Below are 23888 nucleotides of genomic sequence, written 5' to 3'. Positions count from 1 at the left end.
ACCGGCAAGGAGACAGGAATGGCGGATATTCATCGCGATTGCCGTGGCCTTGCGCTGACGGCCGCATCGCCCGAGGCGGTCGAGGCATGGGACCGCACGGTGCGCAGCTATCTCGGCATGCGGCGCGACACCGGCGACCGGCTGAAGGAGGCCTACGCCGCCGATGCCGACATGGCGATGGCGCACTGCCTGCGCGGCTATTTCATGCTGCTGTTCAGCGAGGCGGGCCGCTGGTCGGCCGGACGCAAATCCCTGGCGAAAGCGCAGCAGGCCGCGGCCGACCGCCCGGTCACCGGGCGCGAATCCGCCCATATCGCGGCGCTCGAACGCTGGGCCGACGGCGACATGGCGGGCGCGACTGCCCTGTGGGACGGCATCCTGACCGACCATCCGCTCGATCTTCTCGCGATGCGGCTGGCGCACTACACGCATTTCTACAGCGGCGACAGCACCGCCATGCGCGATTCGCTCGCCCGGATCATGCATGCCTGGGACCCGACGGTGCCGGACTACGGCTTCGTCGCCGGCTGCTACGCTTTCGCGCTGGAAGAGGACGGCGACTATGCCCGCGCCGAGCAGCGCGGCCGGGAGGCCGTCGGCATCAACCCGGACGATCCCTGGGGCACCCATGCCGTTGCCCATGTCATGGAGATGCAAGGCCGGCAGGCCGAAGGCATCGCCTGGCTGTCGGGCCTCGAACCGCACTGGAGCCAGGTCCAGAATTTCCGCTTCCACCTCTGGTGGCACCGGGCGCTGTTCCATTTCGAACTCGGCGACTTCGACGCGGTGCTCGACCTTTACGACCGCGGCGTGCGCGAGGAGGAATCGGCCGACTATCTCGACCTGACCAACGCGGTGGCGCTGTTGTGGCGCCTCGAATCGGAGGGCGTCGATGTCGGCGACCGCTGGGCCGAAGTGGCGGGCCACTGCGCCGAGCACGCGACCGACCTGCTGCTCGCCTTCGTCGATGCCCACTATGCCGTCGCCATCGCCCGGACCGGCGACAGCACAGCGGTGGCGGCCCATCGGGCGGGTATCGGAGAAGCGGCCCGGGCCGACGGCAGCCAGGCGCCGGTCTACCGGGATGTCGCGGCTCCTTTGTGCGAGGCTGCGGCGGCTTACTACACCGGCGACTACGGCCGCGCTGCCGACCTGCTGGACGGCGTGCGCTACGAGCTGCGGCGGATCGGCGGCAGCCACGCCCAGCGCGACCTGTTCGTCCAGATGCAGATCGAGGCTACGATCCGCGCGGGACGGACGGCGCGGGCGAAGGCGCTGATCGCCGAGCGCGCCGAACGCCGCCCGACCAGCGCCTGGACCCGCCGCCGCTTCGCCGCCCTGTTCGACGAGAGCGATGGCCCGGCCGGGCAGAGGGCGGGTGCGCCGGCACAGGGTTAGCGATTTCGACCGGCACATTGGGCGGGCAGGTCGCGACCCCGTTTCGACCTTGTCGAGCCGGAAACCGATTTGCCGCTGCGGGTGCCTGTTCCGGGTTCCGTCCCCGACTGGGAGAACCGTCGGGGGGTCAAGGGGTATTATCCCGCGCCCGGCGCGATGCGGCGGTAGCTCAGGGCCTCGGCGATGTGGAGGCGACCGACGGCGCCGGCCCCGTCCATATCCGCCAGAGTTCGCGCGACGCGCAGGACCCGGTGATAGCCGCGGGCGCTGAGCCGCAGTTTCCCGGCCGCCTCCGTGAGTAAGGCCCGGCCACTTGCATCCAGCCCGGCAGCCTCCTCCAGCAGGTCGCCGTCGGCTTCGGCATTGGTCCGGATGCCCTGCCCGGCATAACGCGCCTTCTGGCCAGCGCGCGCGGCAGCCACCCGCTGCGCCACGTCCGTGCTGCTCTCGCGCGGCGGCGGCAGAGACAGATCGGCGGCGCTCACCGCCGGAACGTCGACATGCAGGTCGATCCGGTCGAACATCGGGCCGGAGATCCGCGTCTGGTATTCCCGGGCGCAGCGCGGCGCGCGCGAACAGGCAAGCGCCGGATCGTCGAGGTGGCCGCAACGGCAGGGGTTCATCGCGGCTATGAGCTGGAAGCGCGCCGGATAGGTGACATGATGGTTGGCGCGCGCCACGACCGCCCGGCCCGATTCGACCGGCTGGCGCAGCGCCTCCAGGGTCTGGCGGTTGAATTCCGGCAGTTCGTCGAGGAACAGCACGCCGAGATGGGCGAGCGAGGCTTCGCCCGGCCTGGCGCGCAGGCCGCCGCCGACCAGGGCGGGCAGCGACGCCGAATGGTGCGGGTCGCGGAACGGCCGGCGCCTTGTGATGCGGCCGTTCTCCAGCATGCCGGCGACCGAGTGGATCATGCTGACCTCGAGCGCCTCGGCGGCGTCGAGCGGCGGCAGGATGCCGGGCAGGCGCGCCGCCAGCATCGACTTGCCGGAGCCGGGCGGGCCGATCATCAGCAGGTTGTGGCCGCCCGCCGCAGCGATTTCCAGCGCACGCTTGGCGGTCTCCTGCCCCTTGATATCGGCAAGGTCCGGATAGCGGCCGTCGTCGTCTGCCAGCGCCGGCGCGGGCGGACTCAGCACCTGGGTGCCCTTGAAATGGTTAACCAGGGCGATCAGCGAACGCGGTGCGAGCACATCCAGATCGCCGGCCCAGGCCGCCTCGCCGCCGCAGGCCGCCGGGCAGACGATGCCGCGCCGTCCCTCGCCGACCGCCGCCATCGCCGCAGGCAATACACCGGCGACCGGGGCGATCTGGCCGTCCAGCGCCAGTTCGCCGACCACCGTGTAGCCGTCCAGCGCATCGGCCGGCAGGGCGCCCATCGCCATCAGCATGCCGACTGCGATCGGCAGGTCGAAATGGCTGCCTTCCTTCAGCACGTCGGCCGGCGCCAGGTTCACGGTGATCCGCTTGGCCGGGAGCGCAAGACCCAGCGCGCTCAGCGCACTGCGCACCCGTTCCTGGGATTCGCCCACGGCCTTGTCCGGCAGCCCGACGATCTTGTAGGCGACCATGCCGCTGGAAATCTGCACCTGGACATCGATGTCCAGCACGTCGATTCCGTGAAAGGCAATCGTTTTAACCCGCGCAACCATGAACCGGCGATAGCAGAGCGGCCCTGGAACGGCAATTTATTCGTTTATCCTGTCCGGTTCGCAGGCCGGTTGACCCGCCGTGTGCGGCCGCTAAGGTCCGCCTCGAATGACAATTTCCAAACCGGGGGACAACCGCCATGCGCGTCATGCAGATCGAGGGGGACTGGGGCCTCGACAATATCCGGCTGGCCGAACGGCCCGATCCGGTGCCCGGTCCGGGCGAGATCGTCGTGCGGATGCAGGCGGTGTCCATCAACTACCGCGATACGGTCATGGTCAACCGCGGCTACGGCCGTCGCTCCGGCGAGCTGCCTCTGGTGCCGTTGTCCGACGGTGCGGGGACGGTCGAAGCGGTCGGCGAGGGCGTCGGCCGGGTCGCGCTCGGCGATCTGGTCTGCCCGATCTTCGGCCAGAACTGGATCGACGGCACGTTCCGGGAAGAATGCTGGGGCGGCACGCTGGGCGGCCCCAACGACGGCACCGTGCAGGAGAAGATGCTCCTCTCCGAGAACGGCGTCGTCAAGGCGCCGGCGCACATGACGGCGGTTGAGGCGGCGACGCTGCCGTGTGCCGCCGTGACCGCGTGGAACGCCGTTGTCGAACAAGGGCAGGTCAGGGCCGGCGATGCCGTTCTGGTCCAGGGTACCGGCGGCGTTTCCCTGTTCGCCCTGCAGTTCGCCAAGATGCACGGGGCGGAAGTGGTCGCGACCTCTTCGAGCGACGACAAGCTGTCGAAAGCGGAGGCGCTGGGCGCCGATTACCTGATCAACTACCGCAGAACGCCGGATTGGGGGAAGGCGGCGCGGTCGATGCTGGGCCGCGGCGTCGACCATATCGTCGAGGTCGGCGGCGGCGGCACGTTGGAGCAGTCGCTGCGGGCGGTGCGGCCGGGCGGCACGATCAGCCTGATCGGCGTGCTTTCGGGCGCGGCGGGCACGCTCAATCTCGGTCCGGTCGTCACCCAGAATGTCCGGCTCCAGGGCGTGACGGTCGGCAGCCGGACCATGTTCGAGGCGATGAACCGGGCACTCGCCCTGTTCGGCACGCGGCCGGCGGTGGACGAAGCGCACGGATTTGCCTTCGAGGATGTCGCCGAGGCCCTGCGCGCCTTCCCCGAAGGCCGCCATTTCGGCAAGGTGTGCGGAGCCGGCTGGGGCGCTTGATCCGGCGGCGCGGCAGCCTCAGCGGGACCGGGCCGGGCCGCCTTCGCCGGCGGCGCCCTCGGCCGGCGCAGCGGTCAGCTGCAGGAACAGGTCTTCGAGATCGCTTTCGTGGGTCGACAGATCGACGATAGTGAGGCCGTTCTCGCGCACGTCGTTGATAAGATCGCGAAACCGCGTCCGGCTCGGGCGGTAGCGGATGATCAGCCGGCGCGGCGGGATGAGTTCGGCACTGTAATGCGCCAGCCCCGCCGGCAGCTCGCTTAGCCGCTCGCCCAACAGGAACGTGACTTCCTTGCGGTCCACCCGCTCGAGCAGCGCCTCTGTGGTGTCGCAGGCGATGACCTCGCCATGATTGATAAAGGCGATCCGGTCGCACAGTTCCTGCGCTTCCGCGAGATAATGGGTCGTCAGCAGAATGGTCGTGCCCGACCGGTTCAGGGCCCGGATCTGGCTCCACAACTGCTGGCGCAATTCGACGTCGACGCCGGCGGTCGGTTCATCCAGCACCAGCACCGGCGGCTTGTGGACCATTGCCTTGGCGACCATAAGCCGCCGCCGCATGCCGCCGGAAAGGGTGCGCGAGTAGTTTTCGGCCTTGTCGCTCAGCTGGACGGCCGCGAGCAATTCCTCGGTTATCCGTTCGCGCGCCGGCACCCCGTAGAGACCGGCCTGGAAATCCAGCAGTTCGCGCGGCGTGAAAAAGGCGTCGATGTTCAACTCCTGCGGCACCACGCCGATCGCGGCGCGCGACCGGCGCGGATGGCGGTCGATATCGATGCCCCAGATCGAAGCCGATCCGGCGGTCTTGTTGACCAGGCCTGCCAGGATGTTGATCAGGGTCGATTTGCCGGCCCCGTTCGGCCCGAGCAGTCCGAAGACGGACCCTTTGGGAATATCGAGGTCGATTCCCTTCAGCGCCCGGCTCGGGGCGAAATTCTTCGAGCCGCAATAGGTCTTGGCGAGGCCGCGGACCCGGACGGCGGGTACGATGTCGTCCGGCAGCGCGGCCGCGGCGGAGGAAGCGTCGGGCATGGCGGGAAAGTGGTGCGGCGGCGGGGTGCGTGCAAGGGATGGCACGCGGCGCTGGCACGGCCTCCGGGCGCCTGCCGAACGCCTGTCCGACGGCAGCGCGATGCGCTATTCGCGGCGCAGAATCCGGTCGACCAGGAGGCTCGCCCACCACTGGCTCATGAAATCGGCCTTCAGGGCGGCGGGATCGTAATCTTCCTCGATCCAGCGGCGGAACCCCTGCCCGCCGGTGTCCCGGACATAGCGCTCGAAGAAGAAATCCAGAATGCCGGTCTTGGCCTGGCGGAAATGCCCGTGGCGCAGGCTGAGCTGCCGTTGCGCCAGCCCGATCGGCTGCTCTTCGACGCCGTGCAGGAAGGCGGCGGCGAACAGGCCGGCCCGGTCGGCCCCGGTCTTGCAGTGAGCGAGAATCGGGTAGTCCAGCCCGCCGGCCATATCGAGCAGTTGCAGCAGCCGGTCCCTGGGCGGCGCGCCGCGGGAGTCGAGCCGGAAATCGATGTGGGCGAGACCGAGCTCCCGGCATACGGCGATTTCCTGGCCGTAGGTGGAAAAGGGATGCCGGCCGCGCAAGTTGATCACCGTCCTGAGCCCGTGGCGGCGGGTCCAGCGGCGCAACTGGGCCGGCGTCGGCTGGCCGGAACGGAACAGGCGCGGCGACACGCGATGGAACCGGTTGAAGACCAGACGGAACACCGCATGGTCGCGCAACAGGGCGTCAGTTGCCGCGCCGAGCGCCGTAGCGGGTTTCCCGGGGGCACGGCCCGTCGGTTCGTGGGTCAAGAGCCGGTCCTGTCCTGTCCGGCGTCTTCGGCCGCGCTGCGGCGTGCGACCAGAATGCTGTAGCCCAGGCCGGTGAACAGCATGATGAGGCCGTAAACGGCGCTTGGGATGGCGAAGCGGACATCGTTGAGCAGTGTGGTCCCGACGACGATGCCCAGCGTCGCATTCTGGAAGCCGCATTCGATGGTGACGGCGATCCGCTGCGGCCTTTTGAGGCGCAGGCCGGTCGCGATGCCGTGGGCGATCGCCAGCATCAGCAGGTTGAAGACCAGGCAGACCAGCCCGGCCTGGGCGAAGAAGGGAAGGATGTCTTCGCGCGACGAGATCAGGCCGGCGATCACGACCAGGATGAACACAACAGTCGACAGCAACCGGGTGTGGCCTCCGGCCCATTCGGCGAAGGCCGGCGCGAGCCGGCGCACCCGCATGCCGAGGGCCGTCGGCACCACGACGATGGCGGTGATCTTCAGCACGGTCTCCAGTACCGGCAGGGGCGGTGCGTCCTGTCCCAGGAAATGGGTCAGGCTGTTGCCGACGATGAGCGGCACGGTCAGGACGGCGAGCAGGCTGATTACCGCGGTGAGCGAGATCGAGAGCGCAACGTCGCCCCGGGCGATCAGGGTCATCAGATTGGAGGTCGTCCCGCCCGGGCAGGACGCGAGGATCATCAGGCCAACCGCCAGGATCGCGGCCATCGGCCAGACCGACGCCAGTGCGAAGGCGGCCGCCGGCAGCACGATCAGCTGCAGCCCGGCGCCCGCGAGGAAGTCCTTCGGCTGGGCGAACACCCGGGCGAAATCGCGTCCCGTCAGGCCCAGCCCCATGGCGAACATGATCAGCGCCAGCGCCAGCGGCAGGATCACATTGGTTATAACGCCCACGAGACTCCTCCCGGTCCGGGACCGGACCTCTCTATGGAACCGTTACAGCGGCGTCGCGGCGGAACTGTCTTCCCCTACTCCCGGAAGGACGGATCGCGCCGGTCGAGCATACGCAGCAGCGCCGGCCAGGCCATGGTGTTGGAAAGCATGGCGAAATACTCGTCATTGTCCCCCTGACGCGCGGTCCTTTCGATAATTTCCTCACTTGGCGGGTGGATCTCGGCGCCGGTCGAAAGCGTCCGCACCTGCATCGAACAGGCACGCTCGAGGAAATACATGCGCTGGAACGCTTCGGCGACGGTTGCGCCACAGGTCAGCGTTCCGTGATTCCACAGCAGCATGTAGTTCCGGTCGCCCAGGTCCTTTTGCAGGCGCGGCCGTTCGTCGAGATCGACCGCGACGCCTTCATATTCGTGCCAGGCGATCAGGTCGCGGATCAGCAGCGCAGTCTGGTTGAGCGGCAGCAGGCCGCGGCTGTCGGTCGACACCGCCATGCCGTCCAGCGTGTGGAGATGGATGACGCAGCGGGCATCCTCCCGCGCCTCGTGGACCGCGCTGTGGATGGTGAATCCGGCCTTGTTGACGCCGTAGTCGCTCTCCATGACAAGCTCGCCGTCCATGTCGATCTTGATCAGGCTGGAGGCGGTGATCTCCTCGAACATCATCCCGTAGGGGTTGATCAGGAAATAATGTTCCGGACCGGGTACCCGGGCGGAGATATGGGTGTAGATCAGGTCGTCCCAACCGTAATGGGCGACCAGCCGATAGGCGGCGGCAAGATCGACGCGAACGGCCCATTCCTCGTCGGATACCCGGTTGCGGACGTTGCCGAAGGGGCGGATGGCCGTAACGGTGGTCATGCTCATTCTCCGGTCGGGCGGTCAGCCGGATCTCCAAGGTCTTCGATCGGCGCGCCCAGCGACTGCATCAGCGGAACGAAGCCTGGAAAGCTGGTGCCGATCATAGCCGTATCGTCCACGGCCACGCCATCCCTGCTGGCGAGGCCGAGAACCAGGAAACTCATGGCGATGCGGTGGTCGTGCATCGTGGCGACCGGATTGTCCGGGCCGGTGCCGGCGACGGGCCGTCCACCGGAGCCGTCGATCTCCATCCAGTCGTCGCCGCTCCGCACGGATACGCCGCAGCGGGCGAGGCCGTCCGCGGTAGCGGCCAGGCGGTCGCTTTCCTTGACGCGCAACTCGCCGATCCCGTCGAACCGGCTGGTGCCGTTCGCCAGCGCGGCCGCCACGGCAAGGACCGGATATTCATCGATCATCGAGGCCGCGCGCCCCTCCGGCACCGCGGCGGCGTTCAGCGCGCCCGCCTCCGCCACAAGGTCGCCGACCGGCTCGCCGGAAACCTCGCGCCGGTTCTCGATGGCAAGGTTGGCACCCATCTCGGCAAGGGTATCGTACAGGCCGGCGCGCAGCGGATTGAGGCAAACGCCGCGAACGGTTACGGCGCCGCTGCCTGCCAGCAGGGCCGCGACCAACGGGTAGGCGGCCGACGACGGATCGGCCGGCACCCGAAGATCGGCGGCGGAATATTCCTGCCAGCCGTCGACCGTATAGCGCGTTCCGGTTCTTCCGTGCGCCGAGGATATCCTGCAGCCGAAATGGCGCATCATGCGGAAGGTATGGTCGCGCGTCGGCGCGGTTTCGATCACCGAAGTCTCGCCCATTGTGTTGAGGCCGGCCAACAGCACGGCCGAGCTGACCTGGGCCGACGCGACGGGCAGGGCGTACACGATGGGAACCGGCGCCCGCGCGCCCCAGACAGTCAGCGGCAACCTGCCGCCTTCGGCGCAGTCGAAACGCGCGCCCACTTGCGACAGCGGTTCGGTCACCCGCGCCATCGGCCGCCGGCACAGCGAGGTGTCGCCGGTCATCACGGCGCGCAGGTCGTGGCTCGCAAGTATGCCGAGCAGCAACCGAGCTGCGGTGCCCGCGTTGCCCATGTCCAGGACCGAATCCGGCGCAACCAGCCCGCCGATGCCGACGCCGTCGATTGTCCAGGCGCCGTCCGGCTGCCGCGCCACCGTCACGCCCAGATGGTGCAGGGCGTTCGCTGTGGCCAGCACATCCGCGCCTTCCAGCAGGCCGGTGACCCGCGTCCGGCCGACGGCAAGTGCGCCAAGCATCAGGGCGCGGTGCGAGATCGACTTGTCGCCGGGCAGCGCCGCCACGCCGTCGAGCCGCGCGGCGGGCCGGGCGATGGCCGGGCGGGCCGCACTGTCGGAATATTCGGGCGGGGCAGCGGACATCGGGTGGCGATCGGGCGGGGGCTCGGTGGGCGGTGCGGTTGGACATTTGGCCGGGCCGGTGAAGCGGCCGGGCCGTATTGGACGGGCAATTCGGGTCTTGACGGCGGGCGCCTCTCTACCACATAGCCGCCTCACCAGAATTTCGCACGGCGCAGGTTGCCGCCGCCCGGCACTCCTGCCGAAAGAATGCGCACAGGATTCTCGCCACGACCCGGAGACCTGCCTTGGCTGACGCCGACCTCGGACAGAAACGCGCCTGCCCTTCGTGCAGCGGCAAATTCTACGATCTCTTGAAAGTGCCGGCAGAGTGCCCCTATTGCGGCGCGGTGTTCAACCCGGACGACCTGATACGCGGCCGCAACCGGAAGCCGCCGACGCAGGAAGACACCAAGGAGAAGGACGCCGAAAAGCCGGCTGGCGACAGTGAAGCGGGCGACGACGAAGTGACGCTGCCGGAAGAACTCGAAGATGTCAGTGTCGACGGCGACGGGGACGACGACGATGACGTTCTTGAGGATGCGTCGGACCTGGGCGAGGACGAATCCGACCTAGACGAGGTCATGGAGCATGTCGAGAAGCCCGAGAAGGAAGGCTGATCGGCGCTGAGCCGGGATCGTCTCAGGGATAGAGCACGTCCGTGCGCCAGCTTTTGCCCTCGCGGCGGTAAACCAGGCGGTCGTGCAGGCGGAACTGCCCGTCTTTCCAGAACTCGAAACAGCGCGGAACCAGCCGGAACCCGCTCCAGTGGGGCGGCCGGGCGACCTTGCCGACGGCAAATTTCGCGGTGAAGGCGCCGACCCGCTTCAGCAACTCGGCCTTGCCCGCCATCGGTCGCGATTGCTGCGAGGCCCAGGCGCCGATCTGGCTGCCCCGGGCCCGGCTGGCGAAATAGGCGTCGGCTTCCTCGTCGCTCACGGTCTCGACCGTCCCTTCGACTCGGACCTGGCGGCGCAGCGACTTCCAGTGGAAGCACAGCGCGGCCTGGGGATGGGCCAGCAGCTCGGCGCCCTTGCGGCTCTCGAAATTGGTGTAGAAGACGAAGCCGCCGATATCCGCGCCCTTCAGCAGCACCATCCGGACCGACGGCATGCCGTCCGCGCCGACGGTGGCCAGCGCCATCGCATTGGCGTCGTTCGGCTCCGTTTCGCCCGCTTCGGCAAACCAGGCGTGGAACAGGTCGATCGGTTCGTCGGTCGGCTCGATGCTCATGGCGGATACTATAGGCCGATCCGCACCTCCGGGGATACCGGTGGGAAAGCCCGGGGAACGCCGCGGCGGACGGGTGACTGCCTCCCGCGTGTTTTCCGGCGACGGTTATCGGCGCTTCCTGCGTACAGCAAATCAAACAGGCAGCGGACCGCGGATGCCGTGCGGTTCGCGCAGCCTGCCGGATTCGCTTGGAAAACGGGAGATCGAACGGTGCGCAACACGTTTCTGGCCGTTGGTTTGAGCGCTGCCCTCGTCCTTGCGGGCTGCACGGCGAACAAGGAAATGGCCGGGGCGGCGGGCGGCGCCGTGATCGGTGGACTCGCCGGAGCGGCGCTGGCCCGCAAGGGCGACACGAGCGGCCGCCTGGCCGGCGCGGCGATCGGCGGACTGGTCGGCGGCTTTATCGGCAGCCGGATCGGCGCCGCGCTCGACCGCAAGGACCGCGAAATGGCGGATTCGAACGCCCAGGAAGCGATGGAGCGGGGCAGGACCGGCCGGCGGCATGGCTGGCGCAACAAGCGTTCGGGCAACCGCGGGTTCGTCACCCCGACCTCGCCGCCGTACCGGTTCAAGGACCGCCGGGGCAGGGTCTGGCGCTGCCGCAATTTCACCGAGACGACGGAACTCTCCGACGGCCGGACGGAAACCGTAGAAGGCCGCCGCTGCCGGACGAAGGGACGCCCCTGGTCGGTCGTCGCCACCTGAACCGGGTGCGTTTGCCGCGATAGCCGCCCGGCCCGCCGGGAGCCGGTTATCCGGGCCCTTCCGGTTTCGCCGACTCGTTCGACCCGCCGGTTCCGCCGGCGCCGAACAGATCGCGCAGCGATACGTCCAGCGCGGACCGTTGCGCCGTTTCCGAGCGCGCAATCAGGCCGTCCAGCCGGTCCGTCCAGACTGCCTCTTCTTCCAGCTCGCCCAGTCCGGGCCGGATGGTGATTCCGAGGTCGCGGGCGATCTCGTAGACGGTCAGCGCGGCCGGATCCCGCGACAGAATCCAGGCGTCCTCGTTGGAGCGCGCGACGTAGTGCAGGGCTTCGAGCTGCTCGAGCAACGGCTCCAGCAGTTCGGCGGAATCGGGCAGCGGGTCGAGCAGCGTCTCGGTATCGACCGGCCGGCCGGTCTCGCCGGCGCGGTAGAGCCCGTGCAGGATGACCATCGCCTGGACGAGCCGTCGCGTCATGCGGCCCTCGCCGGGCGGCCCGTGGCGCTGCAGGGCCAGCCATTCGGGCAGCGCCGCTGCGGTCTGCGCCCCGAACAGGACCGCGCACCACACCAGATACATCCAGATCAGCAGCAGCGGGATGTAGGACAGCGCGCCATACAGCGTTTCGTAGGACGGGAAAGCGCGGAAATAGAGGGAAAAGCCCCATTTCAGCCCGTCGTAGAGCAGCAGCGCGACCAGCGCGCCGAGCGCGGCGTAGCCAAGCCGGACCTTGCGGTAGGGAATGACCATGTAGGCCACGGCGAAGGACCCGAAGAGCAGCAGCGGCGGCAGCCAGCTGACGGCGGTGCTCTGGATCCAGTTGCCCTCCGCGATGCCCAGATTGGCCTGCGCGAACAGGTAGGTGGAGATCGCGATACTGCCGCCGGCGAGCAGCGGCGTGACCGTGAGCACCGCCCAGTACATGGTCATGCGCTGGACCAGCGGCCGGACCTCCGGCTGGCGCCAGATGCGGTTGAACCAGGTATCGACCGTATCGAGCAGAATGACCGCCGTGACCGCCAGCGCGACTGTGCCGACCGCGGTCAACTCCCGCGTGTTGCGCAGGAACAGGTCGAACTGGCCGCGCACCGCCTCGACATTCTGCGGCAGGAATATCTCGAGGATGAAGGCCAGCAGGTCGGACCGGATCCGGTCGAACACCGGGAAGGCGGCCAGGATCGAGAAGCCGATGGCGGCCAGCGGCACGACGGCGAGCAGGGTGGTGTAGCTGAGCGAGGCCGCTGCGCTGAAATTGTGGTCCTTCCAGAAACGCAGGCAGAGATAGGCGCAGAAATCGCCCGCGGCCCGAAGCACCCGCCCTGCGGCGGCGCCCCGGTTTTCGTTGCGGCTTTCGCTGCTGGCTCCGGCTTCCGTCATGCCCGGCGCGCTGGTTCTCCCCGATTGGACCGGCAAGCGACCATACCCCGCTTCGCCGGCCGTGTCGCGCAATCGAGCGCCTGCCGATAGAACGCCCTCCGATTGACCGCCCTTTGATTGACCGCCCTCTGATTGACCGCCCTCCGATTGACCGGTGGTCCGCGCGGTGTAGGATGCACCCGCTTTTCGGCAGCATGGACGAATTCGCTACATGACCGCACAAGCGGGACTTATGGCCGGCAGGCGCGGCCTCGTTATGGGCGTCGCCAACGACCGGTCGATCGCCTGGGGTATCGCCCGGGCCGTGGCGGACCAGGGCGCGGAACTGGCCTTCACCTTCCAGGGCGAGGCGCTCGAACGCCGCGTGCGCCCGCTCGCGGAAAGCGTCGGCGCGACGCTCGTCCTGCCCTGCGACGTCACCGAGGATGAGTCCCTCGATTCGACCTTCGCGGCGGTCGAGCGTGCCTGGGGCCGCCTCGATTTCGTCGTCCACGCCATCGCCTACGCCGACAAGGACGAGCTGAAGGGCAAGTATCTCCAGACCTCGAAGGACAATTTCGTCCGCTCGATGCTGGTCTCCTGCTATTCCTTCACCGACGTCTGCCGCCGCGCCGCCGCCATGATGAACGACGGCGGCAGCCTGCTCACGCTGACCTACTACGGCGCCGAGCGGGTCATGCCGCACTACAACGTGATGGGCGTCGCCAAGGCGGCGCTGGAGGCGAGCGTGAAATATCTCGCCGTCGACCTCGGCGACCGGGGCATCAGGGTCAACGCCATCTCGGCCGGGCCGATCAAGACGCTGGCGGCCTCGGGCATTGGCGACTTCCGCTATATCCTGAAATGGAACGCCGACAACGCGCCGCTGCGCCGCAACGTGACCACCGACCAGGTCGGCGGCGCCGGCCTGTATCTGCTTTCCGGCCTGTCGACCGGCGTGACCGGCGAGGTCCATCATGTCGACAGCGGCTATCACGTCGTCGGCATGAAGGCGATCGACGCGCCCGACCTGATCGCCGAAGCGCGCGGGACGGACTGACCATGCCCGGCAACGCCTTCGGCACGGCGTTCCGGTTCACCACCTGGGGCGAGAGCCACGGGCCCGCCATCGGCGGCGTGGTCGACGGCGTGCCGCCGCGCCTGCCGCTGACCGAGGACGATATCCAGCCCTGGCTCGACAGGCGCCGGCCGGGCGGGTCGAAATTCGTCACCCAGCGCAAGGAGCCGGACAAGGTGCGCATCCTCTCCGGCACCTTCGAGGGGCTGACCACCGGCACGCCGGTCAGCCTGATCGTCGAGAATGTCGACCAGCGCCCGCGGGACTATGCCGAGGTCAAGGACCTGTTCCGGCCCGGCCACGCCGATTTCACCTACTGGAAGAAATACGGCATCCGCGACTATCGCGGCAGCGGCCGGGCCTCGGCGCGCGAAACCGCCATGCGGGTCGCCGCCGGTGCGGTCGCCCGGCAGGTCCTGAAGGCGGCCTGGGGCGGCGCCTTCCGCATCCGCGGCGCGATGGTGAAGATGGGATCGCTGGACATCGACCGCGCGCGCTGGGACTGGGACATCGTCGCCGACAACCCCTTCTGGTGCCCGGACGCGGCGGCCGTGCCCGAGTGGGAGCGCTTCCTGAGCGACGTGCGCAAGGCCGGCTCCTCGGCCGGGGCGGTGCTGGAAATCCACGGCGAGGGCGTGCCCGCCGGCCTGGGCGAGCCGGTCTACGACAAGATGGACGCCGACCTCGCCAAGGCGATGATGTCGATCAACGCGGTCAAGGCGGTCGAGATCGGCGACGGCTTCGCCGGCGCGGCGCTGCCCGGCGAGGACGCCCACGACACCATGCATATGGAAGACGGCGCCATGGTGTTCGACAGCAACCGGGCCGGCGGCACGCTGGGCGGCATCACCAACGGCGAACCGCTGGTCGTGCGATTCGCCGTCAAGCCGACCTCGTCGCTGCCCCTGCCGCGGCCCACCGTCACGGTCGCCGGCGAGGACGCCACCGCCGTCACGAAGGGCCGGCACGATCCCTGCGTCGGCATTCGCGCGGTGCCGATCGGCGAGGCCATGATGGCCTGCGTCCTCGCCGACCACTGGCTGCGCCACCTGGGGCAACAGGGGCGGTAGCCGCCTGCGGGTGTCATGATGTGTCATGTTTTGTCATGATTCGTCATGTTTCTCCGTTTCCGGCCAAATTCCGGGCCTCAGGTCCGGCGACGCCCGCGCGTTGGATTCCTCTGCAAAAGGGGCGCTGACCGAATCCCCCTCCCCTTGGGGGAGGGGTTGCCCGCCGCCGCATACCCCTCCCCCTAACCCCCTCCCCCAAGGGGAGGGGGAACTCGAACGGGGTCCTTGAAGGGGATGTGCGGCGATGTCAGGAAATGTCATGATTCGTCATGGCGTGACCGGCGGGCAGGCCGATCCGTGCCGCCCTTTGTTCATTTAATGTTCTTTATCGCGCCCGTCAACCCCCAGGCAACGCAAGGCGATGAATCGCGGAACTGCGTCCCGGCTGACGACGACCGGCTCGGGCGCCGCCGCCGACCGGCTCGGGCGCCGGCGGCGCGCGGCGTGGTCGGCATCGCCGGCGATATCCTGTAAAAGACCCGAATGTCCCTTCGCCTCCTTCACCTGCCGATGACGCGCCGGCTTCTCGCCGTCGCCTCTCTGGCGGCCCTCTTGCTCTCGTCTGCGCCGGCCGCCGCCGACGCGCGCTTCGCCCGCCTGTCCGAGCCCGGCATCGTCGCCATCATGCGCCACGCCGACGCGCCCGGAACCGGGGACTCCGCCTCGTTCGCGCTCGACGACTGCGCCACCCAGCGCAATCTCGGCGCGCGGGGCTGGGAACAGGCGCGGGAGATCGGCGCGGCGATCCGGGCCGCCGGCGTGCGCGTCGACCGGGTCCTCACCAGCCAGTGGTGCCGCTGCCGCGACACGGCCCGGCTCCTCGGCCTCGGCCCGGTCGAGGACCTGCCCGCGCTCAACTCGTTCTTCCGGAACCCGGCCCGTTCCGACCGGCAGACCGCCGGCTTGCAGCAGTTCCTGTCCGGCCTGCCGCCGGGAGAGACCGTCATCCTCGTCACCCATTATGTGAACATCCGGGCGCTCACCGGCCTCGGCGTCGCCTCGGGCGAGGTTCTGCTGCTCGGGATCGGGCGCGACGGCACGATCTCCGTGGTCGGCGAAATCCTCATCGGCCCCCGGCGCTGAGACCGTTATCCGGCCCGGGCGCGGCGCCTCGGACCGGCAGGCCCTTCGACAGGCTCAGGACAAGCCCTCGGCGGCGCGGCGGTCCGTCAGGAAGGCGGGGTTGAACGAGACTTTCTTGAGAATTGGCGACTTCACCCCGCCGCCGCATCCTCCGGGCGCAGGAACTTCTGCTGGTCCTGGATGTCGCGCACATTGTCCGGCCGCTCGAACACCGGGGGCGGGCCGTCGCCGGGGGTGCGCGGCCGGCCGATGGCGCGGAACCAGTCCTCCAGGCCGGGCGGGAAGATGACCCAGAGCATGCGCATCTGGTCCTCGCCCTCATTCTCCAGATAGTGCAGCACGCGCCGGCCGACGACGATCAGCGTCTCCGGCTTGAGCTCATGGCGCTCGCCGTCGATGATCGCGTGGCCGGTGCCCTGGTAGACGAAGATCAGCTCGTGGGCGCGCTGGTGGCCGTGCTCGCGGATCGCCGCGCCGGGCTCCAGCACCTGGATGCCGGAGGCGAAATCGTCGTAGGGCGCGGTGTAGGGCGTGATCTTGGCGGTGATATGCCCGGTCGAGGGCAGGGGCTGCCAGTAGCTGTCGCCCTCTTCGGGGCCGACCACGATGGCCGTGCCCTTATGGCCACCGTTTACCGCCGCTGTCGATTGGGTCATCCGCCTTCTCCTTTCCCGTGTGTCGAAGGCCGTCGCGCGGCAGGGCCGTCCGGCATCGGAGCGAAGCGCGCCGCTGCATGGCAAAACCATGCCACGAAAGGGGCTGTGGGCGCAATCGGCGCGCCGGGTTCGGGCGTTCGGCAGCGGCGGGAAAGTGGCGCGCCAGAGAGGATTCGAACCCCTGACCTTCGCCTCCGGAGGGCGACGCTCTATCCGGCTGAGCTACTGGCGCGCAGGCGTGTGGGACATAAACAGGGAACCCGCCGATGGCAACGCGGCGAAAGGGGCCGCCCTTCGCGGCGCTTCGAGATACGGTCTATAGCAGGCCCCACCCGTCATTTCGACCGGAGCGGCGAAGCCGCGTAGTGGAGAAATCTTTCCGGTAAAGTGCTTCGGACCCGGTTCCGCGCGTGAAAGATTTCTCCGCTCCGCCCCGGATGAATCCGGGGCTCCGGTCGATATGACGGGTAAGTCTGGTGCTCCCACCCTTTACCGCGGCGGCATTCTTGTGCCGGCGTCGAGGCGGATGGTGTCGCCGTTGAGCAGCTGGTTCTCGCAGATATGGACGCAGAGTTCGGCATACTCCTCCGGCTGGCCGAAGCGGGTGCGCGGGAAGATCTGCGATGATTTCAGGTTTTCCTGGAAATCCTTGGGCACGGCCTCCAGCAGCGGCGTCTCGACATAGCCCGGCGCGATCGTCATCAGCCGGATGCCGTGGCGGCCGAGCTCGCGCATCGCCGGCACCATCAGGCCGACCACGCCGCCCTTGGACGCGCCGTAGGCCGCCTGGCCGATCTGGCCCTCGAAGGCGGCGACCGAGGCGGTGTTGATGATGACGCCGCGCTCCCCGCCGTCGAGGGGCTCCGCCTTCGACATGTCGGCCGCGGCGAGGCGCAGGCAGTTGAAGGTGCCGATCAGGTTGACCTGGACGATCTTCGCGAAGGCTTCGAGCGGCATCGGCTCGCCGTCGCGGCTGACGATGGTGCGGGCCGGGCCGATGCCGGCGCAATTGACCAGCACGCGGGCGGTGCCGATGGCGGCGCGCGATTGCTCGAGCGCCGCTTCGGCCGCGCCCGCGTCCGACACCTCGCACTGGACCGCCACGCCGCCGATCTCGCCGGCGACGCGGTTCGCGCCGTCCAGGTTCAGGTCCCAGATCGCGACCTTCATGCCTTTGGCCGCCAACAGGCGCGCCGTCGATTCGCCCAGACCGGAGCCGCCGCCGGTCACGATTGCCGAATGTCCGTTCAGATCCATCGGGTTCCCTCCCAACTGTTCCCCTGATCGTTCCCCTGATCGTACTGGGCGGGTTCATAGCGCGATTCGCCCGCCAGTAAAATCCGCCGCCCGGTCAGCGCGGCGGGCTTTGTGCCTCTGCCCGTACTTCCGCCTGCGGTTCGGGCGGCGCCTCCGCCGCGGCCCGGGTGCGCGCCCGCGGAGAGGGCGGCATCTCGACGCCGGCGAGCCGCCGCCAGGCGAAGGCCAGCGCGAAGGCGACCACGCCGGCCCCGGCGACGTAGGGCGCGTTATGGCCCAGCTCGTGGAACAGCAGGCCCGCCGCCGCCGGGCCGACGATCCGGGCAAGGCTGCCGACCGATTGCAGCACGCCCATGATCGCGCCCTGCCGGCCCGCCGGCGTGTTGCGCGAGATCAGGCTGCTCACCGCCGGGTCGATGAAGCCGTAGCCGCAGGCGATCAGCGCGCCGTTGACGAAGACCAGCGGGATGGTATCCGACACGGCGACCACCGCCATGCCCGCGGTCACGAAGGCGAGGCCGAGATAGAGCATGCCGCGCTCGCCGATCGCGCGGGTCACCGGCCCGACCAGGCCGCCCTGCACGATGACCAGCAGCACGCCGATATAGCCGAAGAACAGGCCGGTCTCGCGCGCGCCCCAGCCGTGTTCCTCGTTGACCCACAGGGCGTAGGTCGCCTCCAGCCCGGCCATGGCGAGGCCGGCGATGCCGGCGACGGCGATCGGGATCAGGACGATCGGGATCGACAGGGCGAGGCCGAAGCCGCGCAGCCGCGCCCGGAACCCGCCGGTCTCGGCGCTCGAACGGTGTTTCTCCGGCTCTTTCAGCAGTGGGATGGCGGCGACTAGGGCGAAGGCGCTGATGGCGGCGCCGACGAAGAAGGCGATCTGGCCCGGATTGGCCGGGTCCGGGCCGGCCACGACCCCGCCGATGAACGGGCCGAGCACGAAGCCCGCGCCGATGGAGGCGCCGAGCAGGCCCATGGCGCGGGCGCGCTCTTCGCCGCCCGTCACGTCGGCGACATAGGCGTAGGCGACCGCGATGTTGGCGCTCATCGCACCGCCCAGCGCGCGCGCCAGCACGATCATGAGCAGCGTATCGGCGAGACCGACCAGGGTAAAGCTGACGACCGAGCCCAGGAGGCTGAACAGCAGGATCGGCTTGCGCCCGACCCGGTCGGACAGCCAGCCGAGCGGAAAGGCGAAGACGAACTGGCAGGCGGAATAGACCGACATGACCAGTGCGACCTCGAAGGCGGTCGCGCCGAAGGATTTGGTCCAGAACGGCTGGGACGGGATGATGACGCCGAAGCCGACCATGTCGATGAACACGATCAGGCACAGCACCCAGAGCCTGCGGAAGAGGGGCTTGTCCCCTTGCGTATCGGGCGTCTTGTCGGCCATGAGGGCGTGTCAAAGAGCGGGACGGGCCGGCGATCAAGCGGAAAACGCCCGCCCGGTCAATTCGCGCCCGGCCAATTCGCGCCCGGTCAATTCGCGCCCGGTCTGTCGATATCCTAAAACCCAAATTGCCGCCCCGGACCCGATCCGGGGCCCAGGGGCCTGCCCTGAGCCTGTCGAAGGGGTCATGAGGCGAAACCGTGCCGGACGACTCTGGCCCCCGGATCGTCGCTGCGCTCCGTCCGGGGTAACAAGAAAGATGGCGGTGAAAAAAGAAGCGTGTATGGGTACGGACGAAGCGCATCTCGCCTGGAGCCTTGCGCCGCGTCGAATACGGAGGAAGCGCCCGATGCCCGAACCGAACCGCCAAATCATTCTTGTCGAACGGCCGGCCGGCAAGTTGCAGGAAGGCCATTTCGAGATGAGGTCCGGGGAAACTTCCGCGCCGCAGGCTGGCCAGGTGCAGGTCCGAACGATCCTGCTCTCGCTTGACGCCGCCAACCGGGCCTGGATGCAGGGCGACACCTACCGCAAGGGAATCGGCGCCGGCGACGTCATGGACGGCTACGGCGTCGGCGTCGTGAGTGCGAGCGCGGCGGAGGGGTTTGCGCCCGGCGACATCGTGGGCGGCGCGCTCGGCTGGCAGGACTGCTCCTTGCACAAGGCGCGACGCCTGCAGAAGCTGCCGGGCGGCGCGCGCCCGCTCAGCCACCTGATCTCGCTCTACGGCATCGCCGGCAAGACGGCTTATCACGGCCTGGTCCATGTCGGCCGGCCGCAGGCGGGCGAGACGGTGCTGGTCTCCGCCGCGGCCGGCTCGGTCGGCATGTTCGTCGGCCAGATCGCGAACAATCTCGGCTGCCGGGCGATCGGCATCGCCGGCGGGCCGGAGAAATCCGCCTGGGTGACGGATACGCTCGGCTTCGACGCCTGCATCGACTACAAGGCCGAGCCGTTGCGCAAGCGCATCGCCGAACTCGCGCCCGACGGCGTCGACATCTATTTCGACAATGTCGGCGGCGCGGTCCTGGAGGCAGCCCTGTTCAACATGGCGCTGCGCGGCCGGATCGTCTGCTGCGGCGCGATCAGCCAGTACGACACGACCGAGACGACCAGCCCGCGCGGCGTGCCCGGCATCCATGTCTTCAAGCGGCTGCGCATGGAGGGCTTCATCGTCATGGACTTCGCGGACCGGGACGCCGAGGCCGAACGCGACATGGGCCGCTGGTTCGCCGACGGGAAACTGGTCGTCGAGGAGGATATTCTCGACGGGCTGGAAAATGCGCCGAAGGGCCTGATCGGCCTGCTCGCCGGCGACAACCGCGGCAAACGCATGATCCGCGTCGCGCCCGATCCGGCCTAGGGCGGCCGGACCGTCGGCCGAAGACCGCGATGCGGCGATCGGCGTGCGGAACGAATGGCGCGGCGAACCTATTTCCCGGAGGCAATGACGACCGGCCGGATCTCCCTCTACCTGTTGCTGCTGGGCAGCGGCGGACTGCTGCTCGCCGCCCTCGAATTCCAGTATGTCGAGGGCCTGACACCCTGCCCGATGTGCCATGTCCAGCGCTGGCCGCACATGGTCGTCGTCGCGCTGGCGCTGCTCGGGCTGTTCGTGCTGCGGGAGCGCGGAACCGGGCTGTTCCTGCTCCTGATCGCCGCGGCGCTCGCGGTGACGGCAGGGGTCGGCGTCTATCATGCCGGGGTGGAATATGCCTGGTGGACCGGCCCCGGCACCTGCAGCGGCGGCGGCGGGTTCGACGCAGGCAAGATTACCGCCGGCAATCTGAAAGACATGATCGGCGCAGCGGCGCCCGCGCGCTGCGACGCCATCCCCTGGTCTCTGGCCGGGATTTCCATGGCCGGCTGGAACGCGCTGATCTCGGCGGCGATGGCGGTTTTTGCACTGACTTCGGGCATGCGCGCTTTCCGGAATTCGGCGCAATGACCGGGAAGGAATCCGAAAAACCGCCCGGGAAACCGGGCCGGCCGATGCCCGGCGACCTGGCCGGCGAAGCGCTGATCCACAGCATGATCCGGGTCAACCAGGCCGGGGAATACGGCGCAGCGCGCATCTATGCCGGCCAGCTCGCCGTGCTCGGCGACGGCGAGGACGGGCCGGTGCTGCGCGAGATGGCGGAACAGGAACAGAAACATCTCGATACCTTCAACCGGATGATCGCCGAGCGGCAGGTCCGCCCGACCGTCATGACGCCGGTCTGGCATATCGCGGGCTTTGCGCTCGGCGCGGCGACGGCGCTGATGGGCCGGGAGGCGGCGATGGCCTGCACCGTCGCGGTCGAGGAGGTGATCGACGAACATTACGCCGACCAGGCGGCGCGGCTCGACGACAGCGAGGCGGAACTGAAGAAGACAGTCGAGGAATTCCGCGCCGACGAGCTGGCCCACAAGGACACTGCGCTCGCCCGCAACGCCGAAGCCGCGCCGGCCTATCCGCTGCTCACCCGCGCCATCAGGGACATCTCCCGCACCGCGATCTGGATTTCCAAGCGGGTGTAGCGACCACCCCTCGCGTCGGCCGCGCCGCGCACGAGGCCCGAGGCCGGCGGCAAACGGTCAGGAGCCTTGTTGCTCCCTTCCCGATCCGCCTTCCAGCACCGGCGCCAGCAGCCGGTCCAGGGCATCGGGGTCGCGCCATTCGAGGGCGACGGGGACGGGCGTCACCATGAGGCGGGCGTCGGGCGGCAGGCGCATATAGTCCTTTTCGGTGCAGACCGGGATCGCGCCGCGCTCCTGGGCCAGCTCGCAGATGAACATGATTTCGGTTTCCGGGAACGGGTAATGGTCCGGGTAGGCCATCGCCTCGGCCAGGTCGGCGCCGATCTCCTTCACCGTGTCGAAGAACTTGTCGGGCCGGCCGATGCCGGCGAAGGCGACGACCCTGCGGCCGTGCAGCGCCATCGCCTCCTCGGCCGGCACGAAGCGGGCTTCGAGCAGCGGCAGTCCGCCGGCTTCCCGCCGGCACCGGTGGGCGGCGCCCGTGTTGTCTGCGCCGACGATGACGGCGGCGTCCGCCCGCGCCAGACCGCGGCCGACCGGCTCGCGCAACGGGCCGGACGGGATGATCCGGCCGTTGCCGAAGCCGAAGCCGCCGTCGACGACGACCAGCGACAGGGCCTTGGCGACCGCCGGGTTCTGGTGGCCGTCGTCGAGCAGCAGGATATCCGCGCCGGCGTCGACGGCGGCCCGCGCGCCGGCGGCCCGGTCGCGGGCGACGACGGTCGGCAGGGCTCCGGCCAGCAGCAGCGGCTCGTCGCCGACTTCCCGGGCGGTGTGCAGCGCCGGATCGACTCGCACGGGCCCGGCCAGGCGGCCGCCATAGCCGCGGCTGACAGCGAACGGCCACCGGCCCCGGTCGCGCATCAGCCGCGCCAGCGACAGGACGACCGGCGTCTTGCCCGCGCCGCCGGCGGTGAGGTTGCCGATGCAGAGCGCTGGCACGGGCGGCGTATAGCGCGGCGCCCGGCCCACCCGCAGGGCCGTGCCGAGTCCGTACAGCCACGACGCCGGCAGCAGCATGGTCGAGACCGCGCCCTTGCGCGACCAGGCGTCCGGCGCACGCATCATGTGCTGTCCGGGCCGGCCGGCGGCGCAGAACCGGATACCGCGCCGGATACGCCGCCGGGCAGGGCCGCGAGCCAGGGTTCGAGAAGCGCCATCGCCCGGTCGAGGATGCCGGCGCTGTCCTCCGCGGCAACGGCCGCCCGGTCCGCCCTGTCCCGGACTTCGGCCGGATCGGCGAGCAGGCGGCCGACAGCCGCCGCCAGCGCGCCGGAGGAATCGACCGTCTCGCTGGCGCCGGCCGCCCGCAGGGCCTCGGCGATGCCGGCGAAATTGCCGACATGCGGGCCGTGCAGGATCGCGCAGCCGAGCTGCGCCGGCTCGATCGGGTTCTGGCCGCCATGGGGCGCCAGCGAGCCGCCGACGAAGGCGACCGGCGCAGCGCGGTAGAACAGGCCCAGTTCGCCCAGCGTGTCGGCAATGTAGATGTCCGCTTCAGCATCCGGCGCGTCGCCGGCGCTGCGCAGGCCGACGGCGTGACCGGCGCGGCGCAGGGCCTCGGCGATGGCGGGGCCGCGCTCGGGGTGGCGCGGAACGATGACGAGCAGCGCGCCGCCGACCTGCCGGCGCACCGCCCGGTGCGCCTCGGCGACCGCCGCTTCCTCGCCCGGATGGGTGCTCGCCGCCAGCCAGACCGGGCGCCCGCGAACCGCATCTGTCAGGCTGGCGAGCGCCGCCGGGTCGGCCGGGAGCGGCGCGGCCGCCATCTTGAGGTTGCCCGGCGTCTCGACGCGCCGGGCGCCGAGCCGGCGGAAACGCCCGGCATCGGCTTCGGACTGGGCCAGGACCGCGTCGAACGACCGGATCAGCCGGCGCGCCGCGCCCGGAAAGCGCCGCCAGCGCCGGAGCGACCGCGCCGACATGCGGCCGTTCAGCAGGATCGCCGGCGTGCCGGACTCCACCGTTCCGGCAAGCAGGGCCGGCCACAATTCGCTTTCCACCCACAGGGCGAGGTCCGGCCGGTAGTGGTCCAGGAAGCGCCCCACCCAGGCCGGGCAATCGACCGGGACGAACTGGTGGAAGGCGCGCTCCGGCAGGCGTTCGTCCATCAGTTTCGCCGAGGTGACGGTGCCCGAGGTGACCATGACATGCGCCGAAGGCAGGCGCGTCAGCAGCCGCCCGATCAGCGGCAGCGCGGACAGGGCCTCGCCGACGCTCGCGGCGTGAAGCCAGATCAGCGCGCCGTCGGGCCGGTTCCGGCGCGGATTGCCCATCCGCTCGCGATACCGCTCCGGATGCTCCTTGCCGCGGGCGCGCCGGCGCAGCAGCACGAGCCGGGCGACCGGCGGCGCAAGCCGGCCGAGGCCGCGATACAGGCCGAGCAGCATG

The 23888-nt window shown here is 69.4% G+C and carries 23 protein-coding genes and 1 tRNA gene; 10 read left to right on the top strand and 14 right to left on the bottom strand.

All coding sequences use genetic code 11. The annotated features are described in order from the left end of the window. Positions 1-18 precede the first annotated feature (18 nt). Positions 19-1398: a tetratricopeptide repeat protein gene (locus OXM58_04300; protein MDE0147570.1), complete on the top strand. Its 1380-nt coding sequence runs from the start codon at positions 19-21 to the stop codon at positions 1396-1398. A gap of 137 nt (positions 1399-1535) precedes the next feature. Here the strand turns inward: OXM58_04300 and OXM58_04295 are convergent, their stop codons facing one another. Then, a complete protein-coding gene (locus OXM58_04295) occupies positions 1536-3050 on the bottom strand; it encodes a YifB family Mg chelatase-like AAA ATPase (GenBank protein ID MDE0147569.1) in 1515 nt (504 codons plus the stop codon). Positions 3051-3187: 137 nt separating this feature from the next. On the opposite strand from OXM58_04295, the gene OXM58_04290 reads away from it, so the two are divergent. Then, a complete protein-coding gene (locus OXM58_04290; GenBank protein MDE0147568.1) occupies positions 3188-4213 on the top strand; it encodes an NAD(P)-dependent alcohol dehydrogenase in 1026 nt (341 codons plus the stop codon). 18 nt (positions 4214-4231) lie between these two features. On the opposite strand, the gene OXM58_04285 is transcribed toward OXM58_04290, so the two are convergent. The 5 genes from OXM58_04285 to aroA form a co-directional block, all read right to left on the bottom strand. Further along, positions 4232-5245 carry an ABC transporter ATP-binding protein gene (locus tag OXM58_04285; GenBank protein MDE0147567.1) on the bottom strand — a complete coding sequence of 338 codons (1014 nt, stop codon included), beginning with the start codon at positions 5243-5245 and terminating at the stop codon, positions 4232-4234. A 105-nt stretch (positions 5246-5350) separates the two neighbouring features. Beyond that, positions 5351-6022, bottom strand: coding sequence for a protein tyrosine phosphatase (locus OXM58_04280; protein MDE0147566.1), 672 nt, complete (start codon positions 6020-6022; stop codon positions 5351-5353). Beyond that, positions 6019-6903, bottom strand: a complete 885-nt coding sequence (locus OXM58_04275) for a bile acid:sodium symporter family protein (protein ID MDE0147565.1) — start codon at positions 6901-6903, stop codon at positions 6019-6021. Before OXM58_04275 ends, OXM58_04280 begins: the two co-directional genes overlap by 4 nt. A gap of 74 nt (positions 6904-6977) precedes the next feature. After that, on the bottom strand, positions 6978-7763 hold the full coding sequence (locus OXM58_04270) for a class II aldolase/adducin family protein (protein ID MDE0147564.1): 786 nt from the start codon (positions 7761-7763) through the stop codon (positions 6978-6980). A gap of 2 nt (positions 7764-7765) precedes the next feature. Further along, entirely contained in the window at positions 7766-9166 is a 1401-nt protein-coding gene (aroA, locus tag OXM58_04265; protein MDE0147563.1) for a 3-phosphoshikimate 1-carboxyvinyltransferase, read from the bottom strand. 224 nt (positions 9167-9390) lie between these two features. Here aroA and OXM58_04260 point away from each other — a divergent pair, with 224 nt between their 5' ends. Next, complete coding sequence (locus OXM58_04260) at positions 9391-9762, top strand: TIGR02300 family protein (protein ID MDE0147562.1); 372 nt, start codon at positions 9391-9393, stop codon at positions 9760-9762. 22 nt (positions 9763-9784) lie between these two features. Here the strand turns inward: OXM58_04260 and pdxH are convergent, their stop codons facing one another. Beyond that, positions 9785-10375, bottom strand: a complete 591-nt coding sequence (gene pdxH, locus OXM58_04255) for a pyridoxamine 5'-phosphate oxidase (GenBank protein MDE0147561.1) — start codon at positions 10373-10375, stop codon at positions 9785-9787. A 210-nt stretch (positions 10376-10585) separates the two neighbouring features. Between pdxH and OXM58_04250 the strand changes: the two genes are divergently transcribed. Further along, the gene (locus OXM58_04250; GenBank protein MDE0147560.1) at positions 10586-11080 is read left to right on the top strand and encodes a glycine zipper 2TM domain-containing protein; all 495 of its coding nucleotides are present in this window, start codon (positions 10586-10588) and stop codon (positions 11078-11080) included. A gap of 46 nt (positions 11081-11126) precedes the next feature. Here OXM58_04250 and OXM58_04245 read toward each other — a convergent pair whose 3' ends face one another. Next, positions 11127-12455 (bottom strand): YihY family inner membrane protein, encoded by a 1329-nt coding sequence (locus tag OXM58_04245; GenBank protein ID MDE0147559.1) that lies wholly within the window; start codon positions 12453-12455, stop codon positions 11127-11129. Positions 12456-12666: 211 nt separating this feature from the next. Between OXM58_04245 and fabI the strand changes: the two genes are divergently transcribed. The 3 genes from fabI to OXM58_04230 all read left to right on the top strand — a co-directional run bounded on the left by fabI (position 12667) and on the right by OXM58_04230 (position 15665). Beyond that, the gene (fabI, locus tag OXM58_04240; protein MDE0147558.1) at positions 12667-13494 is read left to right on the top strand and encodes an enoyl-ACP reductase FabI; all 828 of its coding nucleotides are present in this window, start codon (positions 12667-12669) and stop codon (positions 13492-13494) included. A gap of 2 nt (positions 13495-13496) precedes the next feature. After that, on the top strand, positions 13497-14582 hold the full coding sequence (aroC, locus tag OXM58_04235; protein MDE0147557.1) for a chorismate synthase: 1086 nt from the start codon (positions 13497-13499) through the stop codon (positions 14580-14582). A 510-nt stretch (positions 14583-15092) separates the two neighbouring features. Further along, positions 15093-15665, top strand: coding sequence for a histidine phosphatase family protein (locus OXM58_04230; GenBank protein MDE0147556.1), 573 nt, complete (start codon positions 15093-15095; stop codon positions 15663-15665). A gap of 131 nt (positions 15666-15796) precedes the next feature. Here OXM58_04230 and OXM58_04225 read toward each other — a convergent pair whose 3' ends face one another. From OXM58_04225 to OXM58_04210, 4 genes are all read right to left on the bottom strand, one after another. Then, on the bottom strand, positions 15797-16321 hold the full coding sequence (locus OXM58_04225; GenBank protein ID MDE0147555.1) for a cupin domain-containing protein: 525 nt from the start codon (positions 16319-16321) through the stop codon (positions 15797-15799). 155 nt (positions 16322-16476) lie between these two features. After that, positions 16477-16553 (bottom strand) — tRNA-Arg (locus OXM58_04220). Positions 16554-16810: 257 nt separating this feature from the next. Then, positions 16811-17578, bottom strand: coding sequence for an SDR family NAD(P)-dependent oxidoreductase (locus OXM58_04215; GenBank protein MDE0147554.1), 768 nt, complete (start codon positions 17576-17578; stop codon positions 16811-16813). Between the two features lie 94 nt (positions 17579-17672). Next, positions 17673-18980, bottom strand: coding sequence for an MFS transporter (locus OXM58_04210; protein MDE0147553.1), 1308 nt, complete (start codon positions 18978-18980; stop codon positions 17673-17675). A gap of 346 nt (positions 18981-19326) precedes the next feature. Here OXM58_04210 and OXM58_04205 point away from each other — a divergent pair, with 346 nt between their 5' ends. From OXM58_04205 to OXM58_04195, 3 genes are read left to right on the top strand one after another with little or no spacing between them, the layout of a single operon-like run. Beyond that, positions 19327-20340, top strand: a complete 1014-nt coding sequence (locus OXM58_04205) for an NADP-dependent oxidoreductase (GenBank protein MDE0147552.1) — start codon at positions 19327-19329, stop codon at positions 20338-20340. A 54-nt stretch (positions 20341-20394) separates the two neighbouring features. Continuing rightward, positions 20395-20925, top strand: a complete 531-nt coding sequence (locus OXM58_04200) for a disulfide bond formation protein B (protein MDE0147551.1) — start codon at positions 20395-20397, stop codon at positions 20923-20925. Between the two features lie 44 nt (positions 20926-20969). Further along, positions 20970-21497 carry a demethoxyubiquinone hydroxylase family protein gene (locus tag OXM58_04195; protein ID MDE0147550.1) on the top strand — a complete coding sequence of 176 codons (528 nt, stop codon included), beginning with the start codon at positions 20970-20972 and terminating at the stop codon, positions 21495-21497. Between the two features lie 57 nt (positions 21498-21554). On the opposite strand, the gene lpxK is transcribed toward OXM58_04195, so the two are convergent. Further along, positions 21555-22565 (bottom strand): tetraacyldisaccharide 4'-kinase, encoded by a 1011-nt coding sequence (lpxK, locus tag OXM58_04190; protein MDE0147549.1) that lies wholly within the window; start codon positions 22563-22565, stop codon positions 21555-21557. Beyond that, positions 22562-23887: a 3-deoxy-D-manno-octulosonic acid transferase gene (locus OXM58_04185; protein ID MDE0147548.1), complete on the bottom strand. Its 1326-nt coding sequence runs from the start codon at positions 23885-23887 to the stop codon at positions 22562-22564. Before OXM58_04185 ends, lpxK begins: the two co-directional genes overlap by 4 nt. Position 23888: the final 1 nt, after the last annotated feature.

It is taken from the genome of Rhodospirillaceae bacterium (genome assembly GCA_028819475.1).
Classification (GTDB): domain Bacteria; phylum Pseudomonadota; class Alphaproteobacteria; order Bin65; family Bin65; genus Bin65.
The sequence above is the reverse complement of the archived record's forward strand: the minus strand, read 5'-3'. Positions and strand labels throughout refer to the sequence as shown.

Coding starts and splice junctions, on each gene's coding strand:
- OXM58_04300 (MDE0147570.1), top strand. CDS start 19: ATGGCGGATATTCATCGCGATTGCCGTGGCCTTGCGCTGACGGCCGCA.
- OXM58_04295 (MDE0147569.1), bottom strand. CDS start 3,050: ATGGTTGCGCGGGTTAAAACGATTGCCTTTCACGGAATCGACGTGCTG.
- OXM58_04290 (MDE0147568.1), top strand. CDS start 3,188: ATGCGCGTCATGCAGATCGAGGGGGACTGGGGCCTCGACAATATCCGG.
- OXM58_04285 (MDE0147567.1), bottom strand. CDS start 5,245: ATGCCCGACGCTTCCTCCGCCGCGGCCGCGCTGCCGGACGACATCGTA.
- OXM58_04270 (MDE0147564.1), bottom strand. CDS start 7,763: ATGACCACCGTTACGGCCATCCGCCCCTTCGGCAACGTCCGCAACCGG.
- aroA (MDE0147563.1), bottom strand. CDS start 9,166: ATGTCCGCTGCCCCGCCCGAATATTCCGACAGTGCGGCCCGCCCGGCC.
- pdxH (MDE0147561.1), bottom strand. CDS start 10,375: ATGAGCATCGAGCCGACCGACGAACCGATCGACCTGTTCCACGCCTGG.
- OXM58_04245 (MDE0147559.1), bottom strand. CDS start 12,455: ATGACGGAAGCCGGAGCCAGCAGCGAAAGCCGCAACGAAAACCGGGGC.
- fabI (MDE0147558.1), top strand. CDS start 12,667: ATGACCGCACAAGCGGGACTTATGGCCGGCAGGCGCGGCCTCGTTATG.
- aroC (MDE0147557.1), top strand. CDS start 13,497: ATGCCCGGCAACGCCTTCGGCACGGCGTTCCGGTTCACCACCTGGGGC.
- OXM58_04230 (MDE0147556.1), top strand. CDS start 15,093: ATGACGCGCCGGCTTCTCGCCGTCGCCTCTCTGGCGGCCCTCTTGCTC.
- OXM58_04225 (MDE0147555.1), bottom strand. CDS start 16,321: ATGACCCAATCGACAGCGGCGGTAAACGGTGGCCATAAGGGCACGGCC.
- OXM58_04215 (MDE0147554.1), bottom strand. CDS start 17,578: ATGGATCTGAACGGACATTCGGCAATCGTGACCGGCGGCGGCTCCGGT.
- OXM58_04210 (MDE0147553.1), bottom strand. CDS start 18,980: ATGGCCGACAAGACGCCCGATACGCAAGGGGACAAGCCCCTCTTCCGC.
- OXM58_04205 (MDE0147552.1), top strand. CDS start 19,327: ATGCCCGAACCGAACCGCCAAATCATTCTTGTCGAACGGCCGGCCGGC.
- OXM58_04200 (MDE0147551.1), top strand. CDS start 20,395: ATGGCGCGGCGAACCTATTTCCCGGAGGCAATGACGACCGGCCGGATC.
- OXM58_04195 (MDE0147550.1), top strand. CDS start 20,970: ATGCCCGGCGACCTGGCCGGCGAAGCGCTGATCCACAGCATGATCCGG.
- lpxK (MDE0147549.1), bottom strand. CDS start 22,565: ATGATGCGTGCGCCGGACGCCTGGTCGCGCAAGGGCGCGGTCTCGACC.
- OXM58_04185 (MDE0147548.1), bottom strand. CDS start 23,887: ATGCTGCTCGGCCTGTATCGCGGCCTCGGCCGGCTTGCGCCGCCGGTC.